We start from the raw sequence: 16,158 nt of genomic DNA, 5'->3' as shown, positions 1-16,158 counted from the left end.
CCCTTAGTTCTCTATAAAAGAAAAAACTATGCGTAAAATATCTCTACTTCTTTGCACGGCTTTATTCGTAACCCTTCTGATCAACTCTTGTAAATCATCCGATGATGAAGGGGTCATCATTCAGGGACAGGTCACTCACGAACAAACACGTGAACCTGTTATGGATGCTTTGGTCCAGATTACTGATCCCGGGGAGTTTAGTAATACCTTTACCCGAACCGACAGTACAGGCCAATATTCTCTGGGGGCTCTGGAAATTTTAGAAATTACAGACCTTAGCATTACAGCTTCTGCACCAAATTTCACCGAAGTAAACAGAACTTTAAAAGTGACTCCAAAAGATCAAATCACCGGGTTTAATTTTGAATTACCCGCGGATCAAAGTGGAGATGGTGATGATGGTGACGATGATGGACCTTCCGGCCCCTCTGGTGGTGCTGCTGCAATTCAATTAGCAGAACTTAGCTCAGAAACGATTAATATTGCTGCTACAGGCGCAAATACAAGCAGTACCATTACCTTTGAAGTGCAGGATTCTTCCGGCAACAGTATAGATCTTGTTAACGCTATTGATGTAGAGTTTTCTATTGTTTCTGGTCCGGGCGGTGGAGAAGAAATCGCACCTTTAACGGTAACCACAGATGCCCAGGGTAAAGCCAGTGCTACTTTAAAAAGTGGTAATACCGCTGGAGTAGTTAAAGTACAGGCAAGAATTGAACGAACCGTTCAAAAGTTCTCCCCCTTAGCCAGTGTATCAAATAAAAACTTGAGCTCAAGTACAAATTCTCTTGATGATTTAAATAATACCACCCCTTCCATGGACAACAATAAGGTTGCCAGGAAGGTAATCAGTGAGCAAGTAGTCATTACTTCCGAACCCGTAGCAATTACTATTCATGGTGGATTTCCTGATGCAAATTATTTTTCAATTTCCACTTCCAGTTTAAACTATGAGTATGTACAGGGGCTTCAGGTACCGATCTCTGTGCTTGTTGGTGATGAATTCAGTAACCCCGTTACTCCCGGAACTGCGGTATATTTTAATGCCACAAATGGAGTTATTGCCGGATCAGCGGAAGGTCATACTGACGAGGAAGGTAAAGCCACAGTGAACCTGAATCCCGATGGAACAGGAAGTACAACTGTTACAGCTACAACGGTGGATAAAAATGATCAGGAGATTCAACAAAGCCTTGGTTTATTATTTTCAAGTTCTAAAGCAAATATAGTAGCTACTGATGAAATTTCTTTAAATCCCGGAGAGAGTACCAGCATTGACTATACTGTGACTGACAGAAATGGTAACCCTATGGCTGCGGGTACTTCTATTCAGGTATCAACAGAAGGTTCTATTACTCTAAGTGGAACAACTTCTACTACATTAGGTGATGAACTTAGTGGGGGTAACGGAATCACTTCTTTCAGTTTTAATGCCTCTGTTGGAGAAGATTTTAGCGGAACACAAAATATTTCAATAGATGTAACCTCACCATCCGGGGTAACAAGTACAGATAATATAGTAATCAGCTCTACAGGTGGAGTAGTTGCAGGTGACCCTGAAGCTCCGGCTTCAATGGAACTGGTCTCATTGGCGAACGAAACTATTAACATTGCTGAATCCGGTGGATTAACAAACACCGCTTTTACTTTTCAAGTACAAGATTCAGCCGGTCGATCTTTAAATTCTGAAAGTGCCGTAGATGTATCTTTCTCCATACTTTCTAACCCCGGGGGAGCAAGCATTACCCCAACAACTGCAAGAACAGATGCCCAAGGGCGTGTAACCTCTAACCTTAATGCTGGAAATACCGCCGGTGTGGTCCAAATTCAGGCGCAAGTGGATGGAACCAGCATTCTTTCAAAACCGGTAGCTGTAACTATCCATGGAGGTTTTCCAACAGCAAGCAACTTTTCTTTATCATCTTCAAACTTTAATTATGAGTTATCAGATGAGCTTAGAGTGCCTGTTAATGCATTATTAGGGGATGAGTTCAGTAACCCTGTTAAACCTGGGACTGCTGTTTATTTTGAGACGGATAACGGAGTAATTACCGGCTCTTCTGAAAATCATACCAATGATGATGGAGAGGCAAGTGTAAGTCTTAATCCCGCAGACTATGGAACAGGAACGGTAACAGCGACTACTGTTGATAAAGATAACACAGAAATACCGGCAACCATTGATTTCTTATTTACTACTTCGAAAGCTGACATAACCACTGATTTCAATGATACTGAGATTGTATTAGCTGCCGGTGATAATCAAACTGTTGATTTTACCGTTACCGATAAAAACGGAAACCCCATGGCTGCAGGTACCTCCGTCAATGTTACAAGCGAGACTAATGCATTATCCTTAAGCGGTAATACCTCCCAAACTATCGAAGATGCGCTAACGGGAGGTAACGGAATCACTGATTTTTCCTTTAATATTAATGCAAATCAAAGTTTTGATGGTAGTGCTAATGTAGTCATTAAAGTAACCTCTCCTACCGGTGTAATTACAAACAGAGCTTTAGTTGTAGCCACTACCGGTGGCGTTGTTGCAGGTGACCCCGAAGAACCTGCTTCGATGGAATTGATTAGCCTGAGTAATGAAACCATTAATATTGCAGAGTCAGGTGGAACAACGAATTCAACCTTTACTTTCCAAGTTCAGGATTCAGCAGGACGTGCATTAAATTCACAAAGTGCTGTTGACGTCCAATTCTCTATTTTATCTAACCCCGGTGGGGCGAGCATTACTCCTACAACTGTTACAACAGATGCTCAGGGAAGGGCCACTTCTAACCTAAATGCCGGAAATACGGCCGGTGTAGTACAAATTCAAGCGCAAGTGGTTGGCACGTCTATTATATCGAAGCCTGTTTCTGTAACCATTCATGGCGGATTTCCTGATGCCAATCATTTCACATTAGAACCTCTAACCGTAACTAACATAGAAGGTTTTGATAGAAATGGCGCTGCTATTACCTATAAGGTCAGAGCCGGTGATGAGTTCAGTAACCCTGTAAAACCCGGAACTGCGGTTTACTTTGAAACTACCGGAGGTGTCATTGATGGTTCGGGAAATGGGCATACTGATGAAACGGGCTATACCGAAGTCACTCTTTATGCCGGAAACCCTCGACCCGGCAACGGCCAGGGATTGGTAACTGCCAAAACTACCGATGCTGATGGAAATGAGATTTCTCAAACTTCCCCTTTCATCTTCTCAACCTCCAAAGCCAATATCACACCGGATATCACGGAGCTGGAATTAGGTCCTGATGAAAGTTTCGATATAGGTTATGAAGTTATCGACCTGAATGGTAATCCTATGCCGGCAGGTACTACAATAGAGGTTGTTACCGGTGGTAATGGTGGTGTTAATTTAACGGGAGTTACATCTTATACAATGCCCAATGAACTTACAGCAGGACAAGGTACAACCGAATTCAGCTTCACAGCTACCGCTGCAAGTAATTTCAGTAAATCTGAAACCATCTATATTACAGCTACTTCCCCATCCGGTACTGTTACTACAAACAGTGAGTTAACTATTTATGGAACAGGCGGTGGCGTTTCAGGAACACCAAGTGCTCCGGCTGCCATTGTTCTTGAAAACGTACAGAGAAATACTATTAACATTAAGGAAACCGGTGGTATTGTAAACTCATCTCTAACATTTCAGGTTCAGGATTCAGCGGGACGGCCATTAGATTTAGACGGCCCTGTTGATGTAGAGTTTGAAATCATTCAAGGTCCCGGTGGCGGTGAAGGTGTATTACCGGCTGTAGCAACCACTAACTCAACAGGCAGAGTAACAACTAACGTATTTAGTGGTAATACTGCCGGAGTTCTGCAAATTCAAGCAAGGATTGAACCTCCTTTTGCTCCATCAACTATTCGCTCAAATCCTGTTGCTATTACCATTCATGGTGGATTTCCTGACTTAGCGCACTTTAGTATTGCCCCTACTACCAAAAATATTGAAGGCTTCAATATTAATGGAACAACCACAACATTAGAAGTTATTGTAGGTGATAAGTTTAGCAATCCTGTAAAACCCGGAACCGCTGTTTACTTTGAAACTACAGGAGGTGTTATTGAAGGCTCAGCAGTAGATCATACCAATGAATTAGGAAGAGCTTCTGTAACGCTACAATCCGGTAATCCGAGAGGTCCGCTAAATGATGGTGACTTAACAGTTACTGCAAGAACAATAGATGAAAACAGCCAGTTTATTACTCAAACTGCCCCTCTTGTATTCTCTACTTCAGCAGCTAATATCAGTACACCGGATGCTATGCCTTTTGATACATTGGCTCCAGGTGGTGGTGCTACGTTTGATTATGTTGTACAAGACCTCAACGGCAACCCAATGCCTGCAGGTACCGAAATTCAAATTGATGGTGGCGATGGAATTGAAGTTACTGGTGATGCTAACTTTACGCTTGGCGACCATATTAATCCGGGGCCGGGTGCAACTCAATTCCAGTTCTCAATACGTGATACGGACGAAGACAGCAGTGCTCCCGCTGACATCACTCTACAGATAAGAGTAATTACTCCTTCTGGAAACGTAACTACCTTTAGTGGAATCTATGGCGTTAGAAGACTGGAGAATAATGGAGGAACTCCCGTTAACACTAATTAATCTTACTCTAACTTTTTAAATTCAAAAGTCCGCCTTACCCAAGGCGGACTTTTTTTGTTTTAAGCCTTTCTTACAATCGTTCTAACCGCTACCTTTGGAGCTCATCAATAATCAGGTACAGTTTTCGAATATGGACGCAAAGAATACTTTTGAATACAACAGTGTGAACTATAAAGAGTTTCTAAAAAAATTCAGAGACCTCGGCGATTCTGAGCATACACTGATTGTTTATGCAGGACCTTTTACCACCAATCGCGAAGCTGCTCTTGATGAACTTAAAAGAGAAATTATAGGTGAAGCAGTAATCATTGATTTGGCTGAAATCGTAACACCTTATGAAGAAGAAAGTTATACCAACATCGGTAACTGTATTTCTTCTATTGATGAAAAAGCGCCTCTTGTCATCTTTAAGAATGCAGAACAGCTTAATGGCGTCTATACCGGATTCACCGGATCTGCTGTCAAGTATGCTTCCCCACAGGAAAAATATTTTCTCAGAAAGGTACATAAGATTAAAGCACCTGTAGTTCTTGAATTCAAAGAGTTTGATCAACTGGATCGTATGGTAGTCAGAAAAGCAGACTCGGTTGTTCTTTTCAAAGCTCCCTCCTCTTTAATTGAGAAATTAGCCTGGAAGGTGCAAAACGTGCATGTGCACGGATCCCACTTTCTTTCCCCTCGTCCACATTAGTCTATGTCCGAAATACAGCCAGAAACTTCCCCAAATTCAATATGGGTTGACATAAAAGCCTCTCTGGCTGGAACCGAGCTCGACTTTACTAAAGGGAATATTAGCAGAGCTATATTAATTCTGTCCATCCCCATGGTGCTGGAGATGATGATGGAATCCATTTTCGCCGTTGTCGATATTTTCTTTGTCTCCAAGCTTGGCGCAGATGCTGTCGCAGCCGTTGGCATCACCGAATCTGTTCTCACCCTTGTGTATGCCATCGCCATTGGCTTCAGCATGGCTACCACCGCTATCATATCCCGCCGAATTGGTGAAAAGAATAAAGATGATGCTGCAAAATCAGCCGTTCAGGCTATTTTTGTTTGCCTGATTATTTCTGCTCCCATTTCCTTAACAGGGATATTCTATGCTGAAGAAATTTTGCAGCTCATGGGAGCGAATGAGAATATAGCCACCCACCTTTCATCCTACACAGCCATTATGTTAGGTGGAAACTTGGTGATTATGTTCCTGTTTGTGATCAACTCTATTTTCCGTGGAGCCGGTGATGCCGCCATAGCAATGAGAGTGCTTTGGATTGCCAATGGAATCAATATTGTATTAGACCCACTGCTAATTTTTGGGTATGGCCCTTTTCCGGAACTGGGAATAGCCGGTGCTGCTGTAGCAACAACCATAGGACGAGGAATAGGTGTATGTTACCAGTTCTATCGCCTCTTTGATGGCAAAGGACGAATTATCATCCTAAGAAGGCATATCTCCATCCAAACAGAAATCCTTAAAAGGATGATTCGCGTTTCAATTGGCGGTATAGGGCAGTTCTTGATTGCCACCGCCAGTTGGGTTGGCCTGGTGCGAATCATTGCTGAATTTGGAAGTATTGCTTTGGCCGGATATACCATTGCCATTCGTATACTAATATTTTCTATCCTGCCTTCCTGGGGCATGAGTAACGCAGCAGCAACCCTTGTGGGACAAAATCTGGGAGCGAATCAACCCGAAAGAGCAGAGAAATCAACCTGGATATCGGCTATCATCAATATGATATTTTTGAGCTTGGTCGGGGTTTGCTTCCTGATATTTTCCGAAAACCTGGTGAGCATTTTCACTGATGATGCCGCCATTATTGCCGTTGGTTCAAAATGCCTGCGTATTATGAGTTATGGATATCTGGCGTATGCTTTCGGGATGGTGATTATTCAGGCCTTTAACGGTGCCGGTGATACCAAAACTCCCACGCTCATCAACCTTATTTGCTTCTGGCTTATCGAAATCCCGCTTGCTTACTTCCTCGCTATAACGCTTGAATGGAACGAAGAAGGCGTTTTTTACTCTATAGTAGTTGCGGAATCACTATTGGGCGTAATAGGCTTTATATTGTTCCGACGCGGAAATTGGAAAAAAACCAAAGTATAGAATGAAAGTTAGTGTAAAAATGGAAACGGCCGGACGAAGAGGAAAGCAGGTTTCCGTTATTCGAGGAATCACGCATAACCCTCAGGTAATCGAAGATTTAGAGAAGAAATTAAAAACCCAGCTGGGCACCGGTGGTACTATAAAGGGCAAGACCATTGAAATCCAGGGAGATCATGTCGATCGAATCAAAAAAATCCTGGAAAAAGAAGGCTACGAGGTGAGATAGGTTTTAGTGGCAAGGTGTTAGGTGTTAGGCTCATTCCTAACACCTAAAGCCTATCGCCTAAAACCTATTACCCCCTTACAATTTTACTTTGCTCTCCTGGCGTGGATCCAGATCGTATAGAGAAGAAGCTGTGGCCTGAATGGTCTTATACCACTCGTTCCCGAATTTATCATTGATGGTGTAGAAGTCTGCAAAATCCGGCTTACGGATGGTCATTTTCCACTCCTGAGTCTTAGACTTAAAAGTCGGGTCTACATGAAGAAGCTCGTGGTAGAGCATCATCTCCTTCGTTTCATTATCGAGCATATCCCACAACTCCCCGGATATTTCTATCAGGTAGTCATTGCCGGAATAATGTTTTACTTCGCGGCTGGCTTTCATGCACTTGGCCGCCCGCTGTTTGGAAAGATTCGGGTAAACAAGAAAATAGCCGATTTCAGCGGGGCCAAATTCGAGTTTATGCTTTTCAATAACTTTCTTGGCAATGGCCTCCACTTCCGGAGATTCCATCAATTGCTTGGTTGAATGAATAGTCGCTTCAGCTTGTAAAAAATCGTTCTCTGGCATGAATAGTTTAAATATCTAAAATTAATGTTATGATTTAGGAATCATGACGGATGTAGCTACAATAGAATACTCTTTTTGAGGGCCTTTGATAGCCTCCGCATCTTCTCCTGCATCTTCAGCATAGTGCTTAGCCTGTTCTTCAGAAAGCTCTTTGACGGTAAAAGTGCCTACTAACGTAACGGTTTTGCCCTGAGAATCTGTAGGAATGAAAAATCCATAATCCTTAAAGGTGATCCGCGCAGAGTAACCGTCCTGATTAGCCACAAAAAAGCAGCCTTTCTTTTGGCAAACTTTAGCAACTTCTGTTTCTATCGTTACTTCCTTTCCCGATAGTTCTTTTTCAGATTCAATTAGCGAAACAAGCGATGTTGCCTCATTCCATTGTTCTATTTCCGAACCAAATACTTCATATGTTTCTGTTTCCTGAACCGGCTCAGAAAGTCGGATTACCTCTGCATCCTGGGCAAGCAGCGAAGTGGACAGTAACATCAAAATTACAGGTGCAAATATCTTTTTCATTTTCACTTTCTTTGGTTTTTAAGGAGCCCAAACATACAAAGTTTAGCACCAATATTGCACACGGAACATCTATTTAATTCAAGTCTTTCTGTTCTGTTTCACAATAATAAATCTTTCGACCGCCGGTCTCCACAACCTGTATTTCCTTGCCGCATTTATAGCATGGTTTTCCTGCTCTTCCATACGCATAGTGCCGGTATTGCTTTCGGGAAGCTCCCTCCTCTTTCAGCGCCTTCACCAAATCATCGGGGGTTGTGAGTCCGCCGGTTTTGTAGGATCTGCGCGAAAGTTCCAGTGAATGTTTTGCCAATGCTTCTATTTGATCTTCACTACAATCTCTGGCTCTAAATTGCGGATCAACGCGTGAACAAAATAAGATTTCGCTTCTCAAATAATTTCCAAGACCGCTTAAGAAACCCTGATCTAATAGCAACGTTGATAGTTTACGGTTCTTAAACGAACTGCTTTGGTACCGCTGCAATACTTCATCATACGTAGTTTCAGGGTGCACCACATCCGGACCAAGTTTCTTTATATAGGGATGGGCCTCCACTTCTTCATCCTCAATCATTTCAATTTCGGAGGCAGAGTATAAAAAGGCCGATGAATCAGCAGTATGAATCGCTACTCTCAGCGACCGGTTGGTATCGGGCTCACTCCCATCTTTCCCAATCATCCACTTTCCATATAGCTGATTGTGAGAATATAGATTCAGGTTGTTCTCAAAAGAAGTAACAATGGCTTTTCCTCTTGGGGTGATGGAATCTACTCTTAAGCCCTGCAGCTTTGGCTCAAATGGTTTAAGCTCTTCAAAAGCAAAAAACACCTCTTCGATTTCCTTACCTGCAATGGCTTCACTGATTTTATCTGCTGCTCTCCAAATTTCCGGTCCTTCTGGCATGATTTCGTTTTTAGTCGTTAGTCGTTAGTCGTTAGTCGTTAGTCGTTAGTCGTTGGTCGTTGGTCCTTAGTACTGGTGGTTGTCACGTAAAAAGTTTGGTTAATGACTTGGAAGTCCATACAATCCACAGCAAAAAACCGTTCATGAAATCTTTTTTGGCCATTACATCAGGATTTGCCGGATTCCTCTTTTTTGAAGGGTTTGCCCGGCTTATCATCACCTTTTATCATCGCATAGATTTCCAATTTTATGGTATTTCCCACTTGCCATCCACCGTTTGGATTGTAGTGATTTTGCTTTCTGTGATTACAAGTACCTGGCTTGTTTCTATGCTTGTCCTCACGGTAATCAATAAAAACACCCTTCGTAATGCTCTGATTTTTGGCGTTATTTTGATTGGGTGGAGAGCCATGGAATTTTATAATTCTTATCAATCCGAACCATTATGGTATTTTGGAATTGTTATACTACTGCATGTATTAGGTATATTCTTAGCCTATCAATTATATACAAAACAGAATGAGATTACCGATCCTTCTTAGCGTTCTTTTACTGACAAACAGTTGCTCCAAAAAAGCTGACGTACAACTTCAGGAAATACCGTCTGTAGCCGGAGATAACAGCTCCCTTCCCTCTTTATACACTGATAATACCGGCACCGTTTTTATGAGCTGGGTTGAAGAAAAAGAACAACTTGCTGAGTTAAAATACGCCACATTAGTGAACAGTACCTGGTCTGAGGCTTCTGTTATTTCAGCTGATTCTACCTGGTTTCTAAACTGGGCAGATTATCCTTCCATTATTGGAAAAGATGGACAACCGATGGCAGCTCACTGGCTTAATAAAAAACCCGGTGGAACGTATGCCTACGATGTTAACATCTCTGCTTACAATAGTGAATGGACGGATAAAATCATCCCTCACCAGGATGAAACTGCAACCGAGCACGGTTTCCTGAGCATGCTTCCTGCTTCTGATTCCACCTTCATGGCGGTATGGTTAGATGGCCGCAAAACTGCCGGACGAGATCATCATGAATATGCAGATCTCAGCAAGGCCATGACCCTACGTGGAGCCATTATTGACAGAAAGGGTCAAATCATAGAGAAATTCCTCATTGATGATTCTGTATGTGATTGTTGCAACACCTCCTTAGCTAAAACGGAGAGCGGGTTTATTGTGAACTACCGTAACCGAACGGAAGATGAAGTTCGTGATATTTACTCCTCTGTTTTCAGGGATGGAAGCTGGAGCGAACCCAAGGTTGTGTACAAAGATAATTGGGAAATAGCCGCTTGTCCCGTTAACGGGCCCGCTATCGATGCTCAAAATAGAATCGTTGCCACAAGTTGGTTCACAGGTGCAAATGGACAGGCAAAAGTACAACTCGGCATTTCCAATGATTATGGAATAACTTATGATGCCGTGATTTCCGTTGATGACCAGGACGCTATAGGAAGAACGGATATCTTAATGAATGATGACAAAATCTGGGTTAGCTGGCTTTCTTCAGTTGATGATTCCGGACAGCTAAACCTCGCCTCTTATTCCCTGAACGGAGAACCATTGAAACAATATTCCATTCCAAATATCTCAGGAAAAAGAAGTACAGGATTTCCACAGATAACTACATCAGATCGTGGTATTCTTATAGCTTTTACCGATGTTTCTGAAGAACAAAAAAGAATCCGAATGTTTGAATTGAAATAACCATCGTTACCCATTCTATGAATCTGAAAGCTACCATACTTCCTGTCGTTATTCTACTGATGCTTACCGGTTGTGAACCATCAAAATCTCCCACTCCCAATGCAGATAATAGTTTCCAGACCATCTTAACCGACAGCACACTCAACCAATGGAGTGGAAAGGATGGATATTGGCGGTTTGAGGAGGGAGTCTTAATTGGTGAGATCACCCCTGATAATATCCTGATTGAGAATACTTTTTTTATTTGGGAAGGTAACACCGGTCATGACTTTGAGCTAAAGGTGGACTTCAGGATTTCACAAAAAGGAAACAGTGGAATTAACTACCGAAGCGAACCCATGGAAGGAAAAGAATTTATGCTTCGTGGTTATCAGGCTGACTTTGATGGTTCACATAAATATACCGGGAACGTGCATGAAGAAAGAGGCCGAGCTACCTTAGCAAAGCGTGGAGAAATTGTGCTCCTAATGAACAGTACTTCTTCTGAAATTTTAGCAAGAACCGGAGCGCAGGAATCATTGATATCAAAAATTGATACCACTGAAAACGCCTGGAACCAATATCATATCATAGCCCGGGGGAATTCCATTATTCATCTAATAAACGGTCAGATTATGACTATCCTGATGGATGATGGAGCATCAAAGTCTGTCGGCAACAAGTTAGGGTTTCAGCTTCACCTGGGACCTCCAATGAAAGTTGAGTTCCGGGATATCCAATTGAAGAAATTATAAGCACTATTAGTACTTTAGCTAAGTAAATCATCAAGAATTTTACCCTTTTATTAACTCTGCATGCATATCATTAACCAACGAAATCGCAGTTTTTACCTCACGATCATTTCAACCGCACTTTTATTTGTTACAGGCTGCACTTCATCCTCAGATCAGCAAACTGAACAGGCTCAGCCGGAGGTAAACCAACAAGACCTGGCCAGTTCTGATATTCAAACATTACCCGGCTTCGAAGCACAGCTGCTGTATGAAGTTCCAAGAGGCAGCTATGGCACCTGGATTGCCCTCACCGTTGATAGCCAGGGCCGTTTGATAGCTTCCGATCAAAGTAATAAAGGTATGTACCGGGTTACCATAAATGAGACGGAGGGGAATCCTGAGGTTGAAATTGAAGAGGTTACCATTCCCCTGTCGGGGGTAAATGGCTTTGCCTGGAAGAATCAGGACTTGTACGCCAATGTTGGCGGCAAAGGTATATTCAAAATGAGTAATGAACGTGGTGATGATCAGTTTGATGTGCTGGAATTTCTTGGTGGACCGGCCAAACTGGCTGAGCATGGAAACCACAGCGTTATTAATACCGCTACAGATAATGACTTATACGTGATCAACGGGAATTACACGCCGGAGCCCGAATTAAGCTCCAGCCGTTTGCAGAAATGGGATGAGGATTTATTGCTTCCGCGGATGTGGGATATCAGAGGAAATGCCCGCGGTATTTATGCGCCCGGTGGCTACATAGCTAAAATTAACCCTGATGCTTCTCAATGGGAAATGTTCAGTATCGGATATAGGAATCCTTATGATGCAGCCGTAAACCCCCACGGCGAGTTGTTCACGTTTGATTCCGATATGGAATGGGATTTAGGCATGCCATGGTACCGCCCAACGAGGCTTATTCACGTTACAAGTGGCAGTGACTATGGCTGGCGAAGCGGCAGCGGGAAATGGAAAGAGTATTATGAAGATAGCCTTCCCCCCACATTAAATACCGGTCGAGGTTCTCCCACCGGAATTTTGTTTGGTACAGGGGCAAAATTTCCGGCTAAATACCAGCATGCTTTGTTTGCACTCGATTGGTTGTACGGAACTATATACGCCTTCCACCTCACTCCTGATGGTGCCACTTATCAAGCCGAGGCAGAGGAATTTCTATCCGGTAATGCACTTCCTTTAACCGATGCCGTTATTGGTAAAGATGGAGCATTGTATTTCATCATTGGCGGAAGGTCGAATGACACCAAATTATACCGGTTAGTTTATACCGGTGATGAAGCAACGGACCCTGCTCCCTACCCTGATAATACCGAGGCTAAACAAGCTCGCCAGATTCGTAAAAATCTGGAACAATTTCATGGTAAAACAAACCCTAAAGCTATTCAGGAAGCGTGGCCTCACCTTGATTCTGATGATCAGTTTATACGCTATGCAGCGCGTGTTGCGGTAGAATCTCAACCCGTGAATTTATGGGCTAACAAAGCTCTGAATGAAGATAAGCCCCGGGCTAAGATAAATGGGTTGATTGCCTTGGCAAGATCTAACTCTCAAATATACAGAGAAGACGCCATCAACTCGTTGATGGAAACAAACCTCGACTCCTTCAGCCCAGACCAGAAATTAGGATACTTACGGGCATTGTCGTTGGTTTTCATGCGTCTTGGAGACCCGGGTGAAACACAAAAAGAGTTAATAACGGATAAACTGCAGCAACATCTGCCCTCTGAAGATACCCGACTCAATACAGAGCTAATACGTTTGCTGGTTTACCTGGAAGACTCAAGAGTGATTGATAAAGCCCTGGCTTTAATACAGAACCCAAAGCCCCGAGATTCCAAACCCAACTGGTTAGGCGTTGTTGATCATCCGGACGGCACCATTGAGAAAATGCAGCAGAATCCTCCGCCGGTACGGGAAATCGAATATCTGTTTATGCTTCGAAACCTTAAAAACGGGTGGACCACTGAGCAGCGAAGGGAATATTTCACCTACATCAATGAAGCTTCCGGAAAAATGGGTGGTTCAAGCTATACCGGATATTTAAGGAAGATCAGAGATGATGCATTGAGCAACGCCTCGGAAGAAGAGCACGATGCCGTAGCAGATATTACGGGCGTAAGTTTAATAACAGAACCTGATTTTGAAGTACAACCTCCAAAAGGCCCCGGGCGGGACTGGACGGTAAACGAAGCTATCGTAGCTGTATCCGATCACCTCACCGATCGGAACTTCGAGAATGGCAGGAATGCTTTTTTTGCCACCAGTTGTGCCTCCTGTCACCGATTTAACGGCTATGGCGGAAATATTGGACCGGATTTAAGCACCATAGGCCTTAGATCGTCTGTTTCTGTTTTACTGGAAGATATTATCAACCCAAATTCACTTATTTCAGATCAATATAGCAGCTCAGAAGTGAAGCTGAAGAGCGGAGAATTGATCCTTGGACTGGTTGTGGAAGAAACAGATACTCTTAAAATATATCCGAGAGACCCGGACCAATCGGCAATTTCGGTGAGTAAGAATCAGGTTCAATCTATCGAACCATCGAGCATTTCTCAGATGCCGGCAAATTTACTGAACCCGTTAAATGAAGATGAGCTAAGGGATTTAATTGCTTACCTGAGGTCAGGAGGTAATCCTGACAGTAAATTGTTTAAGAAATGATGGAGTAATTAAGGGATTATCTCTGAATCCAAACAGTAGAATCCGCATAAACGATAACCTCTAATACCATATCGGTATTTGCGGGTCTTCCTACTAATCTAAAAGAGGTATAGGTTCTATCAGATATGGTATAAGTACCATGTCCATTTACGCTTTCAAGGTAAAGGTCTTTAAGGGTTACTTCTTCAAAAGAGTTTTGGCCACCTCCCTGTATCGCAGGGCGTTCATAATATGCAACAGATCTTCCTATCGCTTCATACATACCTTGTAGCGTAGCAGACCTGTTAGGGTTAAGCTCTCCCTTCGAGAATGTATTGTAGGCTACAGAAACAGTTATCGCTACAAGTACAGTAACTAATATGACAAGCAGTAGTTCTCTTTTTCCCATTTTGACCTCCGAATAAAATAAGAGTGGAGTAAAAAAAATGGCTCCCTTTCAGGAGCCATTTTAAACTTTATGATATAGATACGAATCTATTAGTCATTTTCAACCCAAGTAATACCACCTGGTCCAATATCAGCTTGAAGCGGTCCGTTTCCGGTAGCAGAGCTAACAGAAGAAGTAACCGGTCCATCAATACGGCTTGCAGGATATGCGGTAATTTGGAAAGTAGTGTCAGTAGCTCCAGGTGCAGAGAAAGTATATACACCGTTAGCGTTAACTGCTGTTAAACCGCCGTTAGCGATTTCGTCAGCTGGGAAAGCAACTGTATTGAAGGTAATACCTTCCCAGTCACCGCCACCGCCGCCAAGCATTTCAGGCTTCATAAAGTAGCCCTGAGCTGAGGAAGCGAATGTTGCAATATCCTGACGAACTGCGTCAAGGTTAGCTGAATCAGCAGCTGATCCGAATGTGTTAATAGCCACAACCGTCGCAATACCTACGATGATTGTTACGAGAATTACAAGAAGTAATTGTTGTTGACCCATGATGATCTCCTATTGTAGTGTTGTTTTGTGTTTGTTAAACTGTTTTCAATTTATCTGATACAAATTTTAGTAATAACTGCATCAAAGTAAATTAGAAATTATTTAGTGTTGTTTGGTTTTTTCTTGATCACAAGAGTGATCTCTTTTTCAATTGTTACAAAACTTAATTAAAAAATTTTAATATTCGCAGAAAAAGTTATCGTATTGGATCTTTTTCTGCAATGCCTAATCGGACACGAATCAATCTACGAAATAAAAATCAGGTTGGATGTAGATTAAGGAAGTTTTAATACTTTTGATACCCGATTTTTTATCTCGCAACTCTTCCAGCCTTAAACCCCTTTGCCTGAATAAGGATCATTGCCTTAACCCTGGAGGGTTATTAGAACATTCGATCATTCAGGCACCACTAAGTTTGAGGCCGGAAGTGAGTCATGGAAATAATTACATCGGAGCCACCTCTCCTCCCTGGGGCATCATAGTAATTTCTTCGACAACGCTTCTCATGCTCAATTCTGAAAGAGATACAATGAGCCTTCCAACGTCTTCAGGGGCAATAAGCTTTTTGGGATCGATATCTACTTCATGCCAGGATGTTGAGTATGTTTGACCAAGATTAATGGCCGTAACAGCTACATTTGTGCCCGTCAATTCTTTTCTGAGAGAGCGTGTGTAGCCCAATAAGGCATGTTTGGACATAGAGTATGCCCCACTGTCTTTTAAACCCTTCAAAGCTCCCACAGAGCTTATATTTACAATTAATCCCCTTTCCTTGTTCTTCAGTTCAGGAAGTACAGCTTTTGTGAGGTTAAATGCACCGGCTGCATTTACTTGAAACTGGGATACAAACTCTTCATAGGATGTATCCTCCAATTTTTTAAACAAGAAAGAACCGGCATTGTTAATCAAAATGCCCGGATTGAGCTTCCCAAAATCGATCTCCCCTATCTTGTCCTCATTAGTGATATCCAGGGAAAGAGTTTCAACCTTGGAAGCTCCTTCCGATATACATTCCTCTTTGGCTTCGGCTAATTCTTGTTCATTCCGGGCAATTAAGACAAGGGAGTGATTTGTTTTTCGGGCAAACACCCTGGCAATAGAAAGGCCGATCCCTTTACTGCCCCCTGTTATTATTACCGATTGGTTGCTGAATGACATGGTACT

The 16,158-nt window shown here is 42.6% G+C and carries 14 protein-coding genes; 8 read left to right on the top strand and 6 right to left on the bottom strand.

Features of this window, described 5'->3' with window-relative positions:
• Positions 1–28: 28 nt before the first annotated feature.
• The 4 genes from NM125_RS13900 to NM125_RS13885 all read left to right on the top strand — a co-directional run bounded on the left by NM125_RS13900 (position 29) and on the right by NM125_RS13885 (position 6,972).
• Complete coding sequence (locus NM125_RS13900; protein WP_255135570.1) at positions 29–4,639, top strand: invasin domain 3-containing protein; 4,611 nt, start codon at positions 29–31, stop codon at positions 4,637–4,639.
• A gap of 130 nt (positions 4,640–4,769) precedes the next feature.
• Positions 4,770–5,330, top strand: a complete 561-nt coding sequence (locus tag NM125_RS13895) for a hypothetical protein (protein WP_255135569.1) — start codon at positions 4,770–4,772, stop codon at positions 5,328–5,330.
• A gap of 3 nt (positions 5,331–5,333) precedes the next feature.
• Positions 5,334–6,746: an MATE family efflux transporter gene (locus tag NM125_RS13890; protein WP_255135568.1), complete on the top strand. Its 1,413-nt coding sequence runs from the start codon at positions 5,334–5,336 to the stop codon at positions 6,744–6,746.
• A gap of 1 nt (position 6,747) precedes the next feature.
• On the top strand, positions 6,748–6,972 hold the full coding sequence (locus NM125_RS13885) for a translation initiation factor (protein ID WP_255135567.1): 225 nt from the start codon (positions 6,748–6,750) through the stop codon (positions 6,970–6,972).
• Between the two features lie 75 nt (positions 6,973–7,047).
• On the opposite strand, the gene NM125_RS13880 is transcribed toward NM125_RS13885, so the two are convergent.
• From NM125_RS13880 to nei, 3 genes are all read right to left on the bottom strand, one after another.
• Positions 7,048–7,539: a putative metallopeptidase gene (locus NM125_RS13880; protein ID WP_255135566.1), complete on the bottom strand. Its 492-nt coding sequence runs from the start codon at positions 7,537–7,539 to the stop codon at positions 7,048–7,050.
• A 27-nt stretch (positions 7,540–7,566) separates the two neighbouring features.
• The gene (locus NM125_RS13875) at positions 7,567–8,058 is read right to left on the bottom strand and encodes a DUF4920 domain-containing protein (RefSeq protein ID WP_255135565.1); all 492 of its coding nucleotides are present in this window, start codon (positions 8,056–8,058) and stop codon (positions 7,567–7,569) included.
• 73 nt (positions 8,059–8,131) lie between these two features.
• The gene (gene nei / locus NM125_RS13870; protein WP_255135564.1) at positions 8,132–8,959 is read right to left on the bottom strand and encodes an endonuclease VIII; all 828 of its coding nucleotides are present in this window, start codon (positions 8,957–8,959) and stop codon (positions 8,132–8,134) included.
• A gap of 143 nt (positions 8,960–9,102) precedes the next feature.
• Between nei and NM125_RS13865 the strand changes: the two genes are divergently transcribed.
• From NM125_RS13865 to NM125_RS13850, 4 genes are read left to right on the top strand one after another with little or no spacing between them, the layout of a single operon-like run.
• A complete protein-coding gene (locus NM125_RS13865; RefSeq protein ID WP_255135563.1) occupies positions 9,103–9,501 on the top strand; it encodes a hypothetical protein in 399 nt (132 codons plus the stop codon).
• Positions 9,479–10,669 (top strand): hypothetical protein, encoded by a 1,191-nt coding sequence (locus NM125_RS13860; protein ID WP_255135562.1) that lies wholly within the window; start codon positions 9,479–9,481, stop codon positions 10,667–10,669. The genes NM125_RS13865 and NM125_RS13860 overlap by 23 nt, the downstream gene beginning before the upstream one ends.
• A gap of 17 nt (positions 10,670–10,686) precedes the next feature.
• A complete protein-coding gene (locus tag NM125_RS13855; protein ID WP_255135561.1) occupies positions 10,687–11,403 on the top strand; it encodes a 3-keto-disaccharide hydrolase in 717 nt (238 codons plus the stop codon).
• Between the two features lie 60 nt (positions 11,404–11,463).
• The gene (locus NM125_RS13850) at positions 11,464–14,064 is read left to right on the top strand and encodes a c-type cytochrome (RefSeq protein WP_255135560.1); all 2,601 of its coding nucleotides are present in this window, start codon (positions 11,464–11,466) and stop codon (positions 14,062–14,064) included.
• A 16-nt stretch (positions 14,065–14,080) separates the two neighbouring features.
• On the opposite strand, the gene NM125_RS13845 is transcribed toward NM125_RS13850, so the two are convergent.
• The 3 genes from NM125_RS13845 to NM125_RS13835 form a co-directional block, all read right to left on the bottom strand.
• Entirely contained in the window at positions 14,081–14,452 is a 372-nt protein-coding gene (locus NM125_RS13845; protein WP_255135559.1) for a hypothetical protein, read from the bottom strand.
• 89 nt (positions 14,453–14,541) lie between these two features.
• Positions 14,542–14,994 carry a hypothetical protein gene (locus NM125_RS13840; protein WP_255135558.1) on the bottom strand — a complete coding sequence of 151 codons (453 nt, stop codon included), beginning with the start codon at positions 14,992–14,994 and terminating at the stop codon, positions 14,542–14,544.
• A 444-nt stretch (positions 14,995–15,438) separates the two neighbouring features.
• Positions 15,439–16,152: an SDR family NAD(P)-dependent oxidoreductase gene (locus NM125_RS13835; protein ID WP_255135557.1), complete on the bottom strand. Its 714-nt coding sequence runs from the start codon at positions 16,150–16,152 to the stop codon at positions 15,439–15,441.
• Positions 16,153–16,158 lie beyond the last annotated feature (6 nt).

It is taken from the genome of Gracilimonas sediminicola (assembly GCF_024320785.1).
In the GTDB taxonomy this organism is placed as follows: domain Bacteria; phylum Bacteroidota; class Rhodothermia; order Balneolales; family Balneolaceae; genus Gracilimonas; species Gracilimonas sediminicola.
Note: the sequence above shows the minus strand (reverse complement) of the source record. Positions and strands in the feature narration are given on the sequence as shown.